Here is a 17234-nt window from a genome sequence, read left to right on the forward strand (position 1 = left end):
CGGACTCGGCACCGACCGAATCAACTGGAACGGAGGTCGCCTGAAACAAGCCGATCCACAGGTATTGACAATTCCTCAGCTCGTTATCAGGCTGTGGAGTTGGGATGAAGAGCGCCTGCTCAAAGACGCTTCTGATGGGTTCGTGATCGAGACATCCCTGCACGACGGAATACAGCCCGAGTACTACAGCATCTCAGTCTTTGCCCTGACGTACACCCAAGGTGAAACCATCGCCGACCTTGTAGATCGACTAACCGCGCACGCCGCTGAATATCGGCGATTCAAGTGGTACTGCCTTGTAACGGAGTCGGAACTTACTGATGCCGGTTTCCAGTTGATACTGAATGAGCCGCCTGACGATCACTACGACATTCCTCTTGGGAAGGACGCGATCGATCTTGAGAGAGTGACGGATTTGGCGGTGCTGTTCGGTGACGAGAAGATTAGGATGCGGTCATGAGCTCGCCAGTAACGATCAAGGCAGGCGAAAGCACGCTCAACATCCGGGTTGAGGTGAACCCGAACGCCTACCACGGGGATAATTGGAACCCAGAGATGTACGTCGCCCGTTTCCGCGACGCTTCTGCTATCCCTTCCGTTGGCGACGTCGTCACTGTGATCCAACCTGATGACGATCCCTCAGCTGATTTCGTCAGTACTGCCGTCGTCGCCGATGTTGACCGTGCACGGCACCTGATCACACTTTGTGTTGATTGGAAGGGCTTCCACGACGTGGAGCCGAATCGATCGCCTGTGCTCGACGAGTCACGCACCGTGACGGTTAGCTATCGATCCGAAATGCTCTTTGCGTCCGGGTTCTAGTAGCTGCTGGGCCCTGGAGAGAACAAACCTAACTCCTCACCAGGCTGGACCAGGTAGACGATGCGTGATGGACACTCATTGGGACGGGAGTTGCTGAATGGCGAAGCTCAGGCAGGGTGGGCACGAAGTGCTGAACCTCGTCAACGGCAACTACCTCATGGCCCATCTGCAAACCGCAGCGTTCCAGAAGTTTCGTCAAGGGCAGGGCTTCTTCATTACATTTTTCGGTGGAACAGGTAACGCGGGGGAGCCGCTGCCAACGAGTTCGCTGTGGTGCCCGCCGGATACTCCTCTCCAGTTCTCCTATGACGCTTATGACGAGCCCGTTGAGATCAATGCCGAGCTGCTCGACAGGATCCTCAGAGGTATGAATGACCCAATCGGAGTCGTGGTGAGTGGCGCCGGCGAGATCATTTGGCCCTTCACTGTGCTGCACACGGAGCGTCATCCTCCAGCGGCTGCGACTGAGTAAAAAGGCCGAGACCGCCAATGTGGCGGTGGCGGGGCATCCGCAACTACGCCTCGGCGTCCAATTGCGTTAGACCCGAACATGAGTCAATGATCCCGGGCGTATGCCCGACCCTCTCTGCACTCGACCGACCTGCCACGCTCGCCACTAGCTGGCCGAATGTGGAATACACCGAGAAGGTCTTAGGCCTGGAACGGACCGCGGACGGCTCTTGGCTCGCATTAGCGTAGTCGCCGCTCGTGGTGCGCGGTTTCAGATCACACGGGCGAGGCTTTGGGGAAACCGTCGACGTCGAGTGGTGGCGATCCTGACCCGCTGCGCGTTTTGACCTGCGGTGACGCACCCGGGTAAGCTCCCACGTTGGTGCGCTGCAGGCCGTCAGGCCAATGCTTCCCGGGTCACCGTCGGTCGCCGGGAAATCGCAGGTCGCGTACTTGACCGGCACCCGGATAGCACCGGGACTCAACCCGAGAAGAAGAGGTATAGCTGTGCCTACATTCACGCCGAAGGCGGGTGACACCACGCGTAAGTGGTACGTCATCGACGCCCAAGACGTGGTGCTCGGCCGGCTCGCCGTGGAAGCAGCCAAGCTGCTCCGCGGCAAGCACAAGCCGACGTTCACGCCCAACTCCGATGAGGGTGACTTCGTCATCATCATCAACGCCGAGAAGATTGCCCTGTCGGGCAAGAAGCTCACCGACAAGTTTGCTTACCGTCACTCGGGTTTCCCGGGCGGTCTGAGCAAGCGCTCCATCGGCGAACAGCTGGTGAAGCACCCGACCCGCACCGTTGAGAACGCGATCGTCGGCATGCTCCCGCACAACAAGCTGTCGCGCCAGGTGCAGAAGAAGCTGAAGGTGTACGCGGGTCCTGATCATCCGCACGCCGCGCAGCAGCCGATTCCGTTCGAGATCAAGCAGGTGGCCCAGTGACTGAAGTTGATGTGACTGAAGTGGCCGAGGTGACCGAGTTCGACGCGGCCGAAGAGTCGGCCCCCCGCGAGCCCGTCTACATCGACCGTCCGATCCAGACCGTTGGCCGCCGCAAGGAGGCCGTCGTCCGCGTTCGCCTGGTGCCCGGCACCGGCAAGTTCAACCTGGACGGCCGCAGCCTGGAGGACTACTTCCCGAACAAGGTGCACCAGCAGCTGATCAAGGCCCCGCTGGTGACCGTCGACCGCGTCGACACGGTGGACATCTACGCCCACCTCGACGGTGGCGGCCCCTCGGGCCAGGCCGGCGCGCTGCGTCTGGCCATCGCCCGTGCGCTGATCCTGGTTCAGCCCGAGGATCGTCCGGCACTCAAGAAGGCCGGGTTCCTGACCCGTGACCCGCGTGCCATCGAGCGCAAGAAGTACGGCCTCAAGAAGGCCCGCAAGGCGCCTCAGTACAGCAAGCGCTGATCGTTTCTGCTCGTGGGCGGGCGTGTCGCAGTCTGGACACGCCCGCCTTCGGCGTTTCATGGGGTCATCTGAAGGACGAAAGAAGGTTCATGAGTCGGCTGTTCGGCACCGATGGCGTCCGTGGCGTCGCAAACCGTGATCTGACCGCGGAGTTGGCGTTGGCGCTGGGTTCAGCTGCCGCCCGCCGGCTCTGCTCGACCTCCGGCGCCGGCCGTTGCGTCGCAGTCGTCGGACGAGATCCCCGGGCCAGTGGCGAGATGCTGGAGGCCGCGGTCATCGCCGGCATCACGAGCGAGGGCGTCGACGTGCTGCGGGTCGGCGTGCTGCCGACCCCCGCGGTGGCCTATCTGACCGCCTCGTATGACGCGCAGCTCGGCGTGATGATCTCCGCCTCGCACAACCCCATGCCGGACAACGGCATCAAGATTTTCGGTACCGGCGGGCACAAGCTCGATGACGACACCGAGGACCGCATCGCCGAACTGGTGGCCGCCGGTCCGGGTACCCGGCCGACGGGCGCCGGCATCGGCCGCGTGCTCGACGCCTCCGACGCACTGGACCGCTACCTCACCCACGCCGCCAAGGCCGCGGTCGCGCCGCTGGCCGGACTGACGGTCGTCGTCGACTGCGCGAACGGCGCCGCCTCGGCGGCCGCCCCGCAGGCATATCGAGCGGCCGGAGCCACAGTTATAGCGATCAACGCCGAGCCGACGGGCCTCAACATCAACGACGGCTGCGGCTCCACCCACATGGCGCAGCTGCAGCAGGCCGTCATCGACCACGGCGCCGACCTGGGCCTGGCCCACGACGGCGACGCCGACCGCTGTCTGGCCGTCGACGCGTCGGGCGCCCTCGTCGACGGTGACGCGATCATGGTGGTGCTGGCGCTGGCCATGCGCGACGCCGGCGAGCTGGTCTCGAACACCTTGGTGGCGACCGTGATGAGCAACCTCGGCCTGCACCTGGCGATGCGCGAGGCCGGCATCGAGGTGCGCACGACGGGCGTGGGGGACCGGTACGTGCTCGAAGAGCTGCGCGCGGGACGGTTCTCGCTCGGCGGCGAGCAGTCCGGCCACATCGTGATGCCCGAGCTGGGCACCACGGGCGACGGCATCGTCACCGGACTGCGGCTCATGTCGCGCATGGCGCAGACCGGGTCGAACCTGGCGCAGCTGTGTGCGCCCATGAAGACGTTGCCGCAGGTGCTGATCAACGTCGAGGTGGCCGACAAGGCCACGGTGGCCCAGGCGCCGGCGGTGCAGACCGCGGTCGCGGAAGCCGAGGCCGAACTCGGTGACACCGGCCGAATCCTGTTGCGTCCCTCCGGAACCGAACAGGTGGTCCGGGTCATGGTGGAAGCCGCCGACGAGGACACGGCGCGGATGGTGGCGTTCCGCGTCGCCGAGTCGGTCAGCGAACAGCCCTAGCGCCTATCCGGTGCGCGGCATGTGGTCGCGATAGTCGACGGCCTGGTGGACGAGCGTCAGATCGGCGTCATCGAGCGGGAACTGGTGTGACCGGACGGCGTCGAGGACGGCGTCGAACCGGCGCATCACGCGCGGTGTGGTGATGCCGAACCGGGCCAGGGACGCGTCGTTGGGTGGTTCCGCACCCGGCGCGCAGCCCAACACGAAGGTGAGGATGCCGCGGTCGTACCAATCAAGGTGCATCGTTGTCTCCCTCTCCAGCAACATGATTCAGCATTCGACATAGTTCACCGGCACGTTGACCGCGAGGCCGCCGGTAGAGGTTTCCTTGTACTTCGACAGCATGTCGGCGCCCGTTGTCCGCATGGTCTCGATGACCTGGTCCAGCGAGACGTAGTGGGCGCCGTCGCCGCGCAGTGCCATGCGGGCCGCGTTGATGGCCTTGCCGGCCGAGATCGCGTTGCGCTCGATGCACGGCACCTGGACGAGCCCCTGGATGGGGTCGCAGGTGAGGCCGAGGCTGTGTTCCATCGCGATCTCGGCGGCGTTCTCGACCTGTTTCGGTGTGCCGCCGAGGATTTCGGCGAGGGCGCCTGCCGCCATCGACGCCGCCGAACCGACCTCGCCCTGGCAGCCGACCTCGGCGCCGGAGATGGACGCGCGCTCTTTGTAGAGCGAACCGATGGCTCCCGCGGTCAGCAGGAAACGCACCGCGGTGCCATCTGGATCCCGGCGGCCGGCCCGGGTGTAGTGCACGGCGTAGTGCATCACCGCGGGCACGATACCGGCGGCGCCGTTGGTGGGGGCGGTGACGACCCGGCCGCCGGATGCGTTCTCCTCGTTGACCGCCAGCGCGACGAGATTGACCCAGTCCTCGGCGAATTCGGGCTGTTTGTTCCAGTCCTCGGCATTGAGCCGCTCGAACCAGTCCCTGGCGCGGCGGCGCACCCGCATGGGCCCGGGCAGGTAACCGTCGCGCGCGATGCCGCGCACTTCGCACTCGACCATCACGTCGCGGATGTGCAGCAGCCGGGCCCGGACCTCGTCGGCGGTGCGGGTCTGGCATTCGACGGCGAGCATCAGATCGCTGATGCGGCAATCACGTTGGTGGCAGAGCTCGAGCAGTTCCTTGGCGGAGTCGAATGACAGCGCCTGGGCCGTGGTGGTCCGGGCGTCGGGTTCGAGGCTCTCGGCCTCGGTGACGACGAACCCGCCACCGATGGAGAAGTAGGTCTGCAGGTGCAACTCGGCGCCGTGTGCGTCGACTGCGGTCAGCGTCATGCCGTTGGGGTGGAAGGGCAGCACGGTCAACGGGCGCAGGACCATGTCGGCCTCGGTGAGCGCGATCGCCCGCAGCCCGCCGAGCATGATGTGGCCGCTGGCCCGCATCTCTTCGACGCGCCGTTCCATCACATCGGTGCGGATCTCCTCGGGGTGGTTGCCCTCGAGGCCGAGCAGGATGGCCGTCATGGTGCCGTGGCCGGCTCCGGTCGCCGCCAGCGAGCCGTAGAGATCGACGCGGACGCCTGCCACGCCGGCGGTGCCGCCGAAGGCGCCGATTGTGTGCAGATCATCGACGAATCGGGCCGCGGCCCGCATCGGTCCGACGGTGTGCGAACTCGACGGACCGATGCCGACGGAGAACAGGTCGAACACGCTGATGGTCATCGGAACTTCCCCTTTCGATGTCCATAGACGGGCTGATAGACGAGTGATATATTAGTTACGTCACATACGGTAGATCAGCATTTGTACCTGGTCAAGCGGTACTTGTGGGGTCGCGGACACCGTGTGAACCACGTCCGAACCATCGGAAAGAAATGGACTCGCCCATGGCGCATCAGCTCATCGATCCGCTCCTTCAACCCTTCCGGCTGAAGAACCTGACCCTGCGCAATCGCGTGGTGAGCACATCGCACGAGCCGTCCTACACCGAAGACGGCATGCCCAAGCGCCGCTACCGCCTCTATCACGAGGAGAAGGCCAAGGGCGGCATCTCGCTGACCATGATGGGTGGCTCGGCGGTGGTCGCGCCCGACAGCCCCTCTGCGTTCGGCAATCTGCACGTCTACAAGGACGAGATCGTGCCCTGGCTGAGCGAGCTGGCCTACGGCGTCCACGAGAACGGCGCCGCCGTCATGTGCCAGATCACCCACCTGGGCCGGCGCACCAGCAATTACGACGGCGACTGGCTGCCCGTGGTGTACCCGTCCGCCATCCGCGAACCCGCCCACCGGTCCTTCCCCAAGGTTGCCGAGGAATGGGACATGGACCGCATCGTCAAGGCCTACGCCGACGCCACCGCGCGGTGCCGCGCGGCCGGCCTGGACGGCGTCGAACTCGAGGCCTACACCCATCTGCTCGACGCGTTCTGGTCGCCGTTGACCAACCACCGCGACGACGAATACGGCATGGGAAGCATGGAGGATCGACTTCGCTTCCCACTGAGGGTGATTCGCGCGGTGCGCGAGGCCGCCGGGCCTGACTTCGCGGTCGGCATCCGGATGTCACTCGACGAGGACCTGCCGGGCGGCCTGCAGTACGAGGACGGCATCGAGATCGCCAAACGCCTGGTGCCCGAGGGCATCGACTTCATCAGCGTGATCAAGGGCTACATGGCCAGCGACGAGGCGCTCTCGCGCGTCATCCCGCCGATGGGGACGCCGGTCGCCCCGCACCTGTCGTTCGCCGGCCAGGTCAAGAAAGAACTCGGCATCCCCGTCATGCATGCCAGCCGGATCAATGATGTGGCCACCGCCCGGCACGCGATCCGTGACGGCCTGCTCGACCTCGTCGGTATGACACGTGCGCACATCGCCGACCCGCACATCGTCGCGAAAATCCAAGCGGGCGAAGAGGATCGGATTCGTCCCTGCGTCGGCGCGACCTACTGCCTCGACGAGATCTACCAGAACCGCGACGCCAAGTGCGTGCACAACCCGTCCACCGGCCGCGAAGACCGGCTGCCGCACCGTATCGACAAGGCGACCGGGCCCGCGCGGACCGCGGTGGTCATCGGAGCCGGGCCGGCCGGACTGGAAGCCGCGCGGGTGCTCGGCGAGCGCGGTCACCGCGTCGTGGTCTTCGAGGCCTCCGACCTGCCCGGTGGGCAGGTGCGGATCGCCTCGTCGTCACCGCGCCGGCGCGATCTGATCAGCATCATCGAGTGGCGGCTGGATGAGTGCAAGCTGCTCGGCGTCGACATCCGCACCAACCGCTACGTCGACACCGACGAGGTGCTCGCGGAGAATCCCGACATCGTCGTGGTTGCCACCGGCGGGGTTCCCAACACCGAATTCCTCACCGAGGGAACCAATCTGGTCACCGATGGCTGGGATGTGTTGTGCGGTGCGGTACATCCGCGCGGCGAGGTCATGCTCTACGACGACAACGGCAGTCACCCCGGACTCGATGCCGCCGAGGTGTTGGCCCGCAGCGGCGTCGACCTCGAATTCGTCACCCCGGAGCGGACATTGGCGCCCGACGTCGGCGGCGTGAACTACCCCGGCTACTTCAAGGTGTTCGCCGAGCACGACGTGCGCGTCACGCTCAACGAACGACTGACCGGGGTGCGCCGCAAGGACGGCCGCCTCGAAGTGGACCTGTACAACGAGTATGCGCACGCCACCCGGCAGCGCATGGTCGACCACGTCGTCGTCGAACACGGCACCCTGCCGTCCGACGAGCTGTACTTCGGCCTGGTCCCCGGCTCGACCAACCTCGGCGAGGTCGACCAGCAGGCGCTGCTCAACCTGCAACCGCAGACCGTCATGCGCAACGCAGAAGGCGGCTACCAACTCTTCCGCATCGGTGACGCCGTGGCGAGTCGCAACATCCACGCCGCGATCTACGACGCGTTCCGGCTCTGCCTCGTCCTCTGATAACCACCACCCCCTGACCAACAAGGAGTATCTCCATGCCGCAACAAGTTCGAGGTGTCATCGCCCGCGCCAAGGGCGCCCCGGTCGAGGTCGCCACCATCGTGATTCCCGATCCGGGCCCCGGCGAGGTGGTGGTGAACATTCAGGCGTGCGGCGTCTGCCACACCGACCTCGCCTACCGCGAGGGCGGCATCAACGACGAGTACCCGTTCCTGCTCGGCCATGAGGCCGCCGGCATCGTCGAAGAGGTCGGCCCCGGCGTCGAATCGGTGGCGGTCGGCGACTTCGTGATCCTGAACTGGCGTGCGGTGTGCGGCCAGTGCCGCGCGTGCAAGCGCGGCCGTCCGCAGTACTGCTTCGATACGTTCAACGCCTCCCAGAAGATGACGCTGGAGGACGGCACCGAGCTCACCCCGGCGCTGGGCATCGGGGCGTTCGCCGACAAGACGCTGGTCCACGCGGGACAGTGCACCAAGGTCGACGCCACCGCGGACCCGGCGGTGGTCGGCCTGCTGGGTTGCGGCGTGATGGCCGGGCTCGGCGCGGCCGTCAACACCGGCAACGTCTCCCGCGGCGACTCGGTGGCCGTGATCGGCTGTGGTGGCGTCGGCGACGCCGCCATCATGGGTTCCCGGCTGGCAGGCGCGGGCAGGATCATCGCCGTCGACCGGGACCCGCGAAAGCTGGAGTGGGCCAAGGAACTCGGCGCTACCCACACCGTCAACGCCGCCGAAGCCGACACCGTCGAGGCGGTGCAGGAGCTCACCGGCGGGTTCGGTGCCGACGTCGTGATCGACGCTGTCGGTCGCCCGGAAACCTGGAAGCAGGCGTTCTACGCGCGTGACCTCGCGGGCACCGTCGTCCTCGTCGGCGTCCCCACGCCGGAGATGACGCTGGAGATGCCACTGGTCGACTTCTTCTCCCGCGGTGGAGCGCTGAAGTCCTCCTGGTACGGCGACTGCCTGCCCGAGCGCGACTTCCCGATGCTGGTCGATCTCTACCAGCAGGGCCGAATCCCGTTGGAGCGCTTCGTCTCCGAGCGGATCAAGCTCGACGAGGTCGAGGACGCGTTCCACACCATGCACGCCGGCAATGTGCTGCGTTCGGTGGTCGTGCTGTGAGCGGCGAGCTCCGCATCGACCGCGTCGTCACCTCGGGGACCTTCAGCCTCGACGGCGGGACGTGGGACGTCGACAACAACGTCTGGGTGATCGGCGATGACTCCGAGGTGGTCATCGTCGACGCCGCCCACACGGCGCCCCAGATCGTCGACGCCGTCGCCGGCCGTAACGTGGTGGCGGTCGTCGTCACCCACGGGCACAACGACCACGTGACCGTCGCCCCGGAGTTGGCGTACGAGTTGCACGCCCCGATCCTGCTGCATCCCGGCGACGACATGCTCTGGCAGACAAGCCATCCCGACGAGAAGTACTGGAACCTCGACGCCGGTCAGCGGATCGGTGTCGCGGGTACCGAGATCGAGGTCATCCACACGCCCGGGCACTCGCCGGGGTCGGTGTGCCTGTACCTGCCCGAGGCCGGTGCGCTGTTCTCCGGCGACACCCTGTTCAACGGCGGGCCCGGCGCAACGGGGCGGTCCTACAGCGATTTCCCGACGATCATCGACTCCATCCGGGATTCGATCCTGACGCTGCCGGAGGAGACCCGGGTGCACACCGGCCACGGCGACCACACCACTGTCGGTGCCGAGGCGCCGCATCTGGCGGAGTGGATCGCCCGCGGGCACTGAATGGCCAAAGGTCACTAACCCGCGGGTCTCAGTCACCAGGTGACTGGGATCAGCGGGCTAGGTGGTCGAACCCGTTCACGCGGCGAGACCGGCAGCGGCGTACGGACATGCAGGCCCACAGGGATGGCCGACCACTGCGATCCCGCGCCGGCGCAGAATCTGGGCGATCTTCGCTGCGGTCTGACACGGCCGGTCGAACACCTGCTGGTAGCTGAGTCGCACCGTCGACCGGCCATCGACTGCGGCGTCGAGATCGCGCTCGAAATCGTTGTTCCGGGCGGCTACTGAGTCGTGAAACAGCCGGCCGTCGAGCTCGACGATCAAGCGCTGCCCGTACTCGATGTCGCGGTAGCGGACTCCCGACGACGAGGACGACTTGGTTTGCCGACTGGGGCGAGGCAGCCCGTGTGCGCGCTCGACGCGATTCAGATAACGGTGTTCGAGCACGGAACACGTCCCGTCAGCGATGTCGACCAGGACCGCACGCAACCATCTTCGGCGCGGAATTCGTTGCCGGCCATCGAGTGCTGCCAGGAGACGCTGTGCAGTGGTGCGTCGCGACTGGCAGGCATCGGCGAGCACCGCTATCGCGTCGAATTCCGATGTCCGACATGCGACATCGAGCGCGGCTTCCTCGTAGCGGACACGCGGTGGGCCGGTATGCCACAGCACCCGCTGGTCCATATGGGCCAGACGGTGGATGCGCACGCCGTCTGGCTCAGCAAGGGTGCTGCGATCCTGGTCCACTGCGATGTGGATCACCGGGCCTTCGCGCCGTATCGCCGACTCCAGGCACAGCGCCGCAGGTGCCGTGTAAAGGACTGCAGCCCAGGCGCGTTGCTGCCAAGTGGGCAAGCCCGTGTGGTTGACGTAGACGCCGTCATGGATGCGCGCCCATTCGTTGCGTCTGAGCTTGCGCCGAATGTAGGAGTCGGGTCGGCCGGCTTCGCGTACTTGTCGTCGTGAAATGACACCGTCCTGGCAGGCGAGCACATCAGCGATCTCGGCATCAGCCAGCCGGCCCCCGTTGTCCACCCGTCGATCTTGGCGGTGCGCACCGCCATCCGCTAGACCGTGGGTCGGCAGCCTGTGGATAACTGCTTAGCCCGCGGGTTGCAGTCAGCAGGTGACTGCAACCCGCGGGCTAAGCGAGTCGGGCGCTTGGTCAGGCAGTGAATTCCTCCACCGCATCGAGCAACCAGTCGGCCAGATAGCCGGCGAACGACGAGCGGACGATGATCCGGTAGTCGGTTCCCTTGTCGTCCAACGGGATCAGCACGACGGCGGCCAATGCGAGCATCGTCTGCGCCGCGGCACCGGGACCGAACACCCGCGGGTGCAGGTCCAGTGCGCAGCCCTTGGCCAGCACATCGCGGGCGTGCGCCCCACGCAGCCGCACGATGGTGCGCTGCGCGGACACATCGACGGCAGCACCGCCGGCCGCGGCGACCGCGTCGTGCAGCTCGGCCTCGAGTGCCTCGCCGCCACGCTGCGTCGACGTCACCAGCCACTCCTGCGGGCCGAACCAGATCACCGACGAATCGGGACCGGTGACGCACGTGCCCGGTGTGGTCGGCAACGCGGTCAGGCCGAGGAGCCGGGCAGCTTCGGCGCCGCCGGCTCCTTCCGGGTCGACCCACAGATCGACCATCGTGGTGAACGGCTCCTCGGTGAGGAGTGCTGCCGGTGCGGTCGCCGCGAACTGGGCGGCCCAGCTCTGCAACGGGCTACGGCGAGTGAGGGTTTCAGCCATCGCGGCGTGCTCCTTCGGGATCGACGAGGACGGAACCGGTGACCTCGACGGTCACCAGGGCACCGTCCACGGGGACGGTGAGGGTGTCTCCGATGCGGGCGTGGCCGCCCTTGACCAGCGCCAGGGCGAACGGGCGCCCGAGCTCGGCACTGCGGTAGCTCGACGTGACATGGCCGAGCATGGGAACCGGTGGCGGCGGCAACGTGCCGTCGGCCGGGGTCTCGATGATCTGGGCGCCTTCGGGCAGCACCGTCCGCGCATCGACCGGCAGCAGTCCGACGAACTGCTTGCGCAGCGGATTGAGGTTCTCGGCGCGCGTGAACGAGCGCTTGCCGACGAAGTCGGGCTTCTTCTTCGAGACCACCCAGTTCATCCCGAGGTCCTGCGGCGTGACGGTGCCGTCGGTGTCCTGCCCGATGATCGGGTAGCCCTTCTCGGCGCGCAGCACGTGCATGGTCTCGGTGCCGTACGGCGTGATGCCGAAGGGTGCGCCGGCCTCGATCAGCCTCTCCCACACCGCCGTTGCGTACCAGCCCATGACGTTGACCTCGTACGCCAGCTCGCCGGAGAAGCTGACCCGGCCGATCCGGACGTGCACGCCGTCGAGCTGGGTGTCGCGCCAGGCCATGAACGGGAACGCCTCGTTGCTGACGTCGACGCCCGGGAACACCGCGCCGATGACGTCCCGCGAGCGCGGGCCGACCACCGGGAAGGTGTGCCACTGCTCGGTGACGGAGGTGAGGCGCACCCGCAGGTGCGGCCACTCGGTCTGCAGCCATTCCTCCATCCAGTCCAGGATGCGGGCGGCGCCGCCCGTGGTCGTGAAGACCTGGAAGCGGTCGTCGGCCAGGCGCATCACGGTGCCGTCGTCGATCACCATGCCGTCGACGCCGCACATCACGCCGTACCGCAGCATGCCGACCTTGAGCGTGCTCATCAGGTTCGTGTAGAGCAGGTCGAGGAAGGCGCCGGCATCGGGACCCTGGACGTCGATCTTGCCCAGCGTCGAGCCGTCGAGGATGCCGACTCCCGTTCGGGCAGCGGCGCATTCGCGCAGCACCGCGGTCTCCATGTCTTCGCCGGGCAGCGGGTAGTAACGCGGACGCTTCCACTGGCCGACGTCCTCGAACACCGCGCCGCGGGCCACGTGCCAATCATGCACCGCGGTAACACGTTCCGGATCGAACATCCGGCCACGGTTGCGACCGGCCAGCGCCGCGAACGCGACCGGCGTGTACGGCGGCCGGAAGGTGGTGACGCCGAGATCGGCGACGGGGACACCGAGCAGTTCGGCGGTGATGCCCGAGGCGACGACGCCAGAGGTCTTGCCCTGGTCGTGCGCGGTGCCGATGGTGGTGTAGCGCTTGATGTGTTCCATCGAGCGCATGCCCGCGCCGACCGCGCGGACCAGGTCCGCCACCGTCGCGTCGCGCTGGACGTCGACGAACTGCGTTGTGCCGTCGGCGTCGGGAACGCGCCACAGTACAGCGGGTGCTCCCGCGGCCCGGATCGAATCCGATTCTCCGGCAAGTGGTTCGGAGGCTGCTGTGAACCCGAGGCCGGCGAGGGCGCGGGTGGCGGCGGCGCGACCGTCGCGCAGGCAACCGGGCAGGCTGAACGTGCCTGCGGCCGAGCCGGCGACGCTCACCTCATCGAGTTCGGCACCCGGAACGAACGCGCCGAGGGCGGCGTCGTAGCGCAGCGGCCCGCGCACCTGACTGAACAGGTGGACTGCGGGATTCCAGCCGCCGCTGACCAGCAGCACGTCACACGCCAGTTCGTCGGATGTGCCGTCCGTACCGGTGACGATGGCGGCGCTGACCCGGTTCTCACCGCGGCTGCCACTGACGACCGATCCGGTGCGCAGTTCGATGCCACGGGAATCGCACGCCGCGCGCAGATCTGTGGCGACCGCGTCCCGCGCATCGACGATCGCGGTGATCGCCACTCCGGCGTCGTGCAGGTCCAGCGCGGCCTGGTAGGCGCTGTCGTTGGTGGTGAACACGACGGCCCGCTCGCCGACCTTGACGCCGTACCGGTGCAGGAAGGTGCGGGCGCCGGCGGCCAGCATGATGCCGGGCCGGTCGTTGTCGGTGAACACCACCGGCCGCTCGTGGGCGCCGGCGGCGACGATGACGTGCCGGGCCCGGATCCGCCAGACCCGCTGCCGGCTCACCGCTGCCGGAGCAGCGGCGCCGAGGTGATCGGTACGCCGTTGCAGCGCAAGGACGAAGCCGTCGTCGTAGTGGCCGAATGCCGTGGTGCGCTGCAGGTGCAGCACGTCGGGGTAGGTCGCGAGTTCGGCGACCGCGTCGGCAACCCACTGCAGTGCCGGGCGGCCGGCGATGGTGTCGGTGCTGCCCAACAGGGCGCCACCGGCCTCGTTCTGTTCGTCGATCAGCACGACACGGGCACCGGCGCGGGCAGCCGTCAGCGCGGCCGCGAGACCGGCCGGGCCGGCCCCGGCGACCAGGACGTCGGCGTGCACGTGGGTCGAGTCGTAGCGCGCGGGGTCGGCGACGTCCGCGAGCCGGCCCTGTCCCGGGAGGCCGCGTGCGACGAGCCCGTCGTACAGCTCGACCGTGGTGGCGAGCAGCATGGGTTCGGGGAAGGGGTACTCGATCTGGACCAGGCCGCCGGTGTCCTCGGCCCATGCCGAGGTGAAGCCGCGGGGCCGTCCCATCTTGATGCTCGAGGTGACGTGATGCACGCCGTTCGCCAGTAGCGCCGACGCGAGGGTGTCACCGGCGTGGCCGGTGTATTCCTGGCCGTTGAAAGTGAAGGTGTGCACCGTATCCCGGTCGATACGGCCGCCGGTTTCGGTGCGCAGTGCGGTGCTCATCAGATTGTCGGCCTCTGCTCGTCGAGTCGGTAGACACGGTCGAATCGGTAGGTTGCGGTGTCGCGGATGGCGTTGAACCAGCGGCGGCAGCCGGCGCTGTGGGTCCAGCGTTCGGCGAACAGCCCCTTGGGATTGGCGCGGAAGAACACGTAGTGCGCCCACTGTTCGTCGGTCAGTGCCTGCGGGTCCTCGGGGTAGGCGACGTGCGCCTGACCGCCGTAATGAAATTCGGTTTCCTCACGTGGCCCGCACCACGGGCAGTCGATGAGTTGCATTGCGGCTCCTGGTTTCTAGTGCGCCACGCCGGCGGCGCCGTGTTCGTCGACCAGGGCTCCGGTGACGAACCGGTCGAGGCTGAAGGGGGCGACGTACTCGTGTTCGCGGCCGGTGGCGATGGTGTCGGCCAGACACCAGCCGATGCCGGGCGTCACCTTGAAACCGCCTGTGCCCCAACCGGCGTTGAGGTACAGGTTGTCGTAGCCGACGCGGCCGACGATCGGTGATGCGTCGGGGCAGACGTCGACGATGCCCGCCCAGGTACGCAGCAGGTGGGCGCGGGCGAAGACCGGGAACAGTTCCACCGCGGCGGCCATCTGGCGTTCGATGATGTGGAACGCGCCGCGCTGGCCGTAGCCGTTGTAGGAGTCGACGCCGGCGCCCATCACGAGTTCGCCCTTGTGGGCTTGAGATACGTACACGTGCACCGCGTTCGACATCACGATGGTGGGATGGACCGGCTCGAGAAGTTCGGATACCAGCGCCTGCAGCGGGTGGCTCTGCAGCGGCGTGCGGATGCCGAGCATGTCGGTCAACGTCGACGTGTGCCCGGCCGCGCACAGCGCCACCTGTCCGGCGCCGATGTCGCCGCGCGTGGTGCGCACCCCGGTGACGCGGTCGCCGTCGGTGACGAATCCGGTGACCTCGCAGTTCTGGATGATGTCGATGCCGGCCTCGTCGGCCCGGCGCGCGAAGCCCCAGGCGACGTAGTCGTGCTTGGCGATGCCGGCGCGGGGCTGATAGGTGGCGCCCAGCACCGGATAGCGAATGTCACTGGAAATGTTGACGATCGGGCACAGGTCCTTGACCTCTTTGGGTTCCACCCACTCGGCGTCGATGCCGTTGAGCTTGTTGGCCTCGACGCGCCGCACGCTGTCGCGGACGTCCTGCAGGCTGTGCGCCAGGTTGAGCACACCGCGCTGGCTGAACAGGATCGGGTAGTCCAGGTCCTCTTCCAGGCCCTCCCACAGTTTCAGGGCGTGCTCGTAGATCCGGGCGCTCTCGTCCCACAGGTAGTTGGACCGGATCAGGGTGGTGTTGCGGGCCATGTTGCCGCCGGCCAGCCAGCCGCGTTCCAGCACCGCGACGTTCGTGATGCCGTGGTTCTTGGCGAGGTAGTGCGCGGTGGCCAGGCCGTGCCCGCCGCCGCCGACGATGACGACGTCGTAGGACTTCTTGGGTTCCGGTGTGCGCCAGAGGAATTCCGGATGGTCGGGCAGGTGTGCGCCCGGTGGGGTCGTCGGTGCGGTCACAGCGGGGCCTCCGTGAGGTCAGGGTAGAGCGGGAAGCGGTCGGCCAGCACATCCACTCGGGTGCGCAGTGCGGCCAGGGCCGCGTCATCGGCGTCGGGTCGCAGCGCGTGGCTGATGACGTCGGCGACTTCGCGGAAGCTGTCCAGATCGAAGCCGCGGGTCGCCAGCGCCGCGGTGCCGATGCGCACGCCCGAGCTGACCATCGGCGGTCGCGGGTCGAACGGAACGGCGTTGCGGTTCACGGTGATTCCCACGCGGTGCAGCCGGTCCTCGGCCTGTTTGCCGTCCAGTTCGGACTCGCGCAGGTCGACCAGCACCAGGTGGACGTCGGTGCCGCCGGAGACGACGTTGATGCCGGCCGCGCGGGAATCGTCTTGCAGCAGGCGCTCGGCCAGGATCGCTGCGCCGTCCAGCGTGCGCTGCTGCCGCTCGCGGAATTCGGGCGTGGCCGCGAGTTTGAACGACACGGCCTTGGCGGCGATGACGTGCTCGAGCGGTCCACCCTGCTGACCGGGGAACACCGACGAGTTGAACTTCTTGGCCAGGGCTTGGTCGTTCGTGAGGATGATGCCGCCGCGGGGGCCGCCCAGTGTCTTGTGCGTGGTCGAGGTGACGACGTGGGCGTGTGGCACCGGCGACGGGTGCAGGCCGGCGGCGACCAGGCCGGCGAAATGGGCCATGTCGACCATCAGGTAGGCGCCGACTTCGTCTGCGATGCGCCGGAATTCGGCGAAATCGAGCTGGCGGGGATAGGCCGACCAGCCCGCCAGGATCAGCTTCGGCCGGCGCTCGCGCGCGATGCGCTCGACCTCGGCCATGTCGACCCGATGGTCGCTTTCCCCGACGTGGTAGGCCGCGACGTCGTAGAGCTTGCCGGAGAAGTTGAGCTTCATGCCGTGCGTGAGGTGCCCGCCGTGCGCCAGGTCGAGACCGAGGATGGTGTCGCCGGGGGAGAGCAGCGCCGACATGGCGGCGGCGTTGGCCTGCGCGCCCGAATGTGGTTGCACGTTGGCGTATTCGGCGCCGAAGAGGCTCTTGACGCGGTCGATGGCGAGTTGTTCGGTGACGTCGACGAATTCGCAGCCGCCGTAGTACCGGCGGCCTGGGTAGCCCTCGGCGTACTTGTTGGTCAGCACCGAGCCCTGCGCCTGCATCACGGCGACGGGCGCGAAGTTCTCGCTGGCGATCATCTCCAGCGTGCTCTGTTGCCGGTGCAACTCGGCCGAGATCGCCTGGTGCACATCCGGATCCAGCTCGGCGAGGCTCGCGCTCAGTGTGGGGTTGGTGGCTGTCGGGGCGGTGTCGAGGGTCATGTACACCTTTCTGACATTGCAGTGTGTGCTGGACTAATATATCAGC

The 17234-nt window shown here is 67.1% G+C and carries 17 protein-coding genes; 9 read left to right on the forward strand and 8 right to left on the reverse strand.

Annotated elements, in window-relative coordinates:
- From ACJH7A_RS19275 to glmM, 6 genes are all read left to right on the forward strand, one after another.
- Positions 1–460: hypothetical protein (locus tag ACJH7A_RS19275; protein WP_406802554.1), on the forward strand; the 460-nt coding region annotated here is incomplete at its 5' end.
- Positions 457–822 carry a hypothetical protein gene (locus ACJH7A_RS19280; protein ID WP_406775542.1) on the forward strand — a complete coding sequence of 122 codons (366 nt, stop codon included), beginning with the start codon at positions 457–459 and terminating at the stop codon, positions 820–822. The genes ACJH7A_RS19275 and ACJH7A_RS19280, both read left to right, overlap by 4 nt.
- Positions 823–919: 97 nt before the next feature.
- The gene (locus ACJH7A_RS19285; RefSeq protein ID WP_406775541.1) at positions 920–1294 is read left to right on the forward strand and encodes a hypothetical protein; all 375 of its coding nucleotides are present in this window, start codon (positions 920–922) and stop codon (positions 1292–1294) included.
- 485 nt (positions 1295–1779) lie between these two features.
- A complete protein-coding gene (gene rplM, locus ACJH7A_RS19290) occupies positions 1780–2223 on the forward strand; it encodes a 50S ribosomal protein L13 (RefSeq protein WP_064859820.1) in 444 nt (147 codons plus the stop codon).
- Between the two features lie 29 nt (positions 2224–2252).
- Positions 2253–2693, forward strand: a complete 441-nt coding sequence (gene rpsI, locus ACJH7A_RS19295; RefSeq protein WP_406775556.1) for a 30S ribosomal protein S9 — start codon at positions 2253–2255, stop codon at positions 2691–2693.
- A gap of 89 nt (positions 2694–2782) precedes the next feature.
- Positions 2783–4120, forward strand: coding sequence for a phosphoglucosamine mutase (gene glmM / locus ACJH7A_RS19300; protein ID WP_406775540.1), 1338 nt, complete (start codon positions 2783–2785; stop codon positions 4118–4120).
- A gap of 3 nt (positions 4121–4123) precedes the next feature.
- Here the strand turns inward: glmM and ACJH7A_RS19305 are convergent, their stop codons facing one another.
- Complete coding sequence (locus tag ACJH7A_RS19305; protein ID WP_406775539.1) at positions 4124–4363, reverse strand: hypothetical protein; 240 nt, start codon at positions 4361–4363, stop codon at positions 4124–4126.
- Between the two features lie 27 nt (positions 4364–4390).
- Positions 4391–5788 carry an L-serine ammonia-lyase gene (locus tag ACJH7A_RS19310; protein WP_406775538.1) on the reverse strand — a complete coding sequence of 466 codons (1398 nt, stop codon included), beginning with the start codon at positions 5786–5788 and terminating at the stop codon, positions 4391–4393.
- A 164-nt stretch (positions 5789–5952) separates the two neighbouring features.
- On the opposite strand from ACJH7A_RS19310, the gene ACJH7A_RS19315 reads away from it, so the two are divergent.
- The 3 genes from ACJH7A_RS19315 to ACJH7A_RS19325 are packed head-to-tail and all read left to right on the forward strand — an operon-like array spanning position 5953 to position 9751.
- Positions 5953–8001 carry an FAD-dependent oxidoreductase gene (locus ACJH7A_RS19315; protein WP_406802556.1) on the forward strand — a complete coding sequence of 683 codons (2049 nt, stop codon included), beginning with the start codon at positions 5953–5955 and terminating at the stop codon, positions 7999–8001.
- Between the two features lie 35 nt (positions 8002–8036).
- Entirely contained in the window at positions 8037–9122 is a 1086-nt protein-coding gene (locus ACJH7A_RS19320; protein WP_406802557.1) for an S-(hydroxymethyl)mycothiol dehydrogenase, read from the forward strand.
- On the forward strand, positions 9119–9751 hold the full coding sequence (locus tag ACJH7A_RS19325) for an MBL fold metallo-hydrolase (RefSeq protein WP_073697537.1): 633 nt from the start codon (positions 9119–9121) through the stop codon (positions 9749–9751). The genes ACJH7A_RS19320 and ACJH7A_RS19325 overlap by 4 nt, the downstream gene beginning before the upstream one ends.
- A 75-nt stretch (positions 9752–9826) precedes the next feature.
- On the opposite strand, the gene ACJH7A_RS19330 is transcribed toward ACJH7A_RS19325, so the two are convergent.
- The 6 genes from ACJH7A_RS19330 to glyA all read right to left on the reverse strand — a co-directional run bounded on the left by ACJH7A_RS19330 (position 9827) and on the right by glyA (position 17188).
- The gene (locus ACJH7A_RS19330) at positions 9827–10786 is read right to left on the reverse strand and encodes a type IV toxin-antitoxin system AbiEi family antitoxin domain-containing protein (RefSeq protein ID WP_406802558.1); all 960 of its coding nucleotides are present in this window, start codon (positions 10784–10786) and stop codon (positions 9827–9829) included.
- A gap of 130 nt (positions 10787–10916) precedes the next feature.
- Positions 10917–11504, reverse strand: coding sequence for a sarcosine oxidase subunit gamma (locus ACJH7A_RS19335; RefSeq protein ID WP_406802559.1), 588 nt, complete (start codon positions 11502–11504; stop codon positions 10917–10919).
- Entirely contained in the window at positions 11497–14346 is a 2850-nt protein-coding gene (locus ACJH7A_RS19340) for a 2Fe-2S iron-sulfur cluster-binding protein (RefSeq protein WP_406802560.1), read from the reverse strand. Before ACJH7A_RS19340 ends, ACJH7A_RS19335 begins: the two co-directional genes overlap by 8 nt.
- Entirely contained in the window at positions 14346–14621 is a 276-nt protein-coding gene (locus ACJH7A_RS19345; RefSeq protein ID WP_212806877.1) for a sarcosine oxidase subunit delta, read from the reverse strand. The genes ACJH7A_RS19340 and ACJH7A_RS19345 overlap by 1 nt, the downstream gene beginning before the upstream one ends.
- 15 nt (positions 14622–14636) lie before the next feature.
- A complete protein-coding gene (locus tag ACJH7A_RS19350; RefSeq protein WP_020101505.1) occupies positions 14637–15875 on the reverse strand; it encodes a sarcosine oxidase subunit beta family protein in 1239 nt (412 codons plus the stop codon).
- Complete coding sequence (gene glyA, locus ACJH7A_RS19355) at positions 15872–17188, reverse strand: serine hydroxymethyltransferase (protein ID WP_406802561.1); 1317 nt, start codon at positions 17186–17188, stop codon at positions 15872–15874. The genes ACJH7A_RS19350 and glyA overlap by 4 nt, the downstream gene beginning before the upstream one ends.
- Positions 17189–17234 lie beyond the last annotated feature (46 nt).

The organism is Mycobacterium sp. SMC-17, from assembly GCF_045310915.1.
Classification (GTDB): domain Bacteria; phylum Actinomycetota; class Actinomycetes; order Mycobacteriales; family Mycobacteriaceae; genus Mycobacterium.

Bases quoted from the DNA above. Each gene is read 5' to 3' on its own strand.
- glyA (WP_406802561.1), bottom strand. From the start codon at position 17,188: ATGACCCTCGACACCGCCCCGACAGCCACCAACCCCACACTGAGCGCG.
- ACJH7A_RS19280 (WP_406775542.1), top strand. From the start codon at position 457: ATGAGCTCGCCAGTAACGATCAAGGCAGGCGAAAGCACGCTCAACATC.
- ACJH7A_RS19335 (WP_406802559.1), bottom strand. From the start codon at position 11,504: ATGGCTGAAACCCTCACTCGCCGTAGCCCGTTGCAGAGCTGGGCCGCC.
- ACJH7A_RS19345 (WP_212806877.1), bottom strand. From the start codon at position 14,621: ATGCAACTCATCGACTGCCCGTGGTGCGGGCCACGTGAGGAAACCGAA.
- ACJH7A_RS19315 (WP_406802556.1), top strand. From the start codon at position 5,953: ATGGCGCATCAGCTCATCGATCCGCTCCTTCAACCCTTCCGGCTGAAG.
- ACJH7A_RS19285 (WP_406775541.1), top strand. From the start codon at position 920: ATGGCGAAGCTCAGGCAGGGTGGGCACGAAGTGCTGAACCTCGTCAAC.
- ACJH7A_RS19310 (WP_406775538.1), bottom strand. From the start codon at position 5,788: ATGACCATCAGCGTGTTCGACCTGTTCTCCGTCGGCATCGGTCCGTCG.
- ACJH7A_RS19320 (WP_406802557.1), top strand. From the start codon at position 8,037: ATGCCGCAACAAGTTCGAGGTGTCATCGCCCGCGCCAAGGGCGCCCCG.
- ACJH7A_RS19340 (WP_406802560.1), bottom strand. From the start codon at position 14,346: ATGAGCACCGCACTGCGCACCGAAACCGGCGGCCGTATCGACCGGGAT.
- glmM (WP_406775540.1), top strand. From the start codon at position 2,783: ATGAGTCGGCTGTTCGGCACCGATGGCGTCCGTGGCGTCGCAAACCGT.
- ACJH7A_RS19305 (WP_406775539.1), bottom strand. From the start codon at position 4,363: ATGCACCTTGATTGGTACGACCGCGGCATCCTCACCTTCGTGTTGGGC.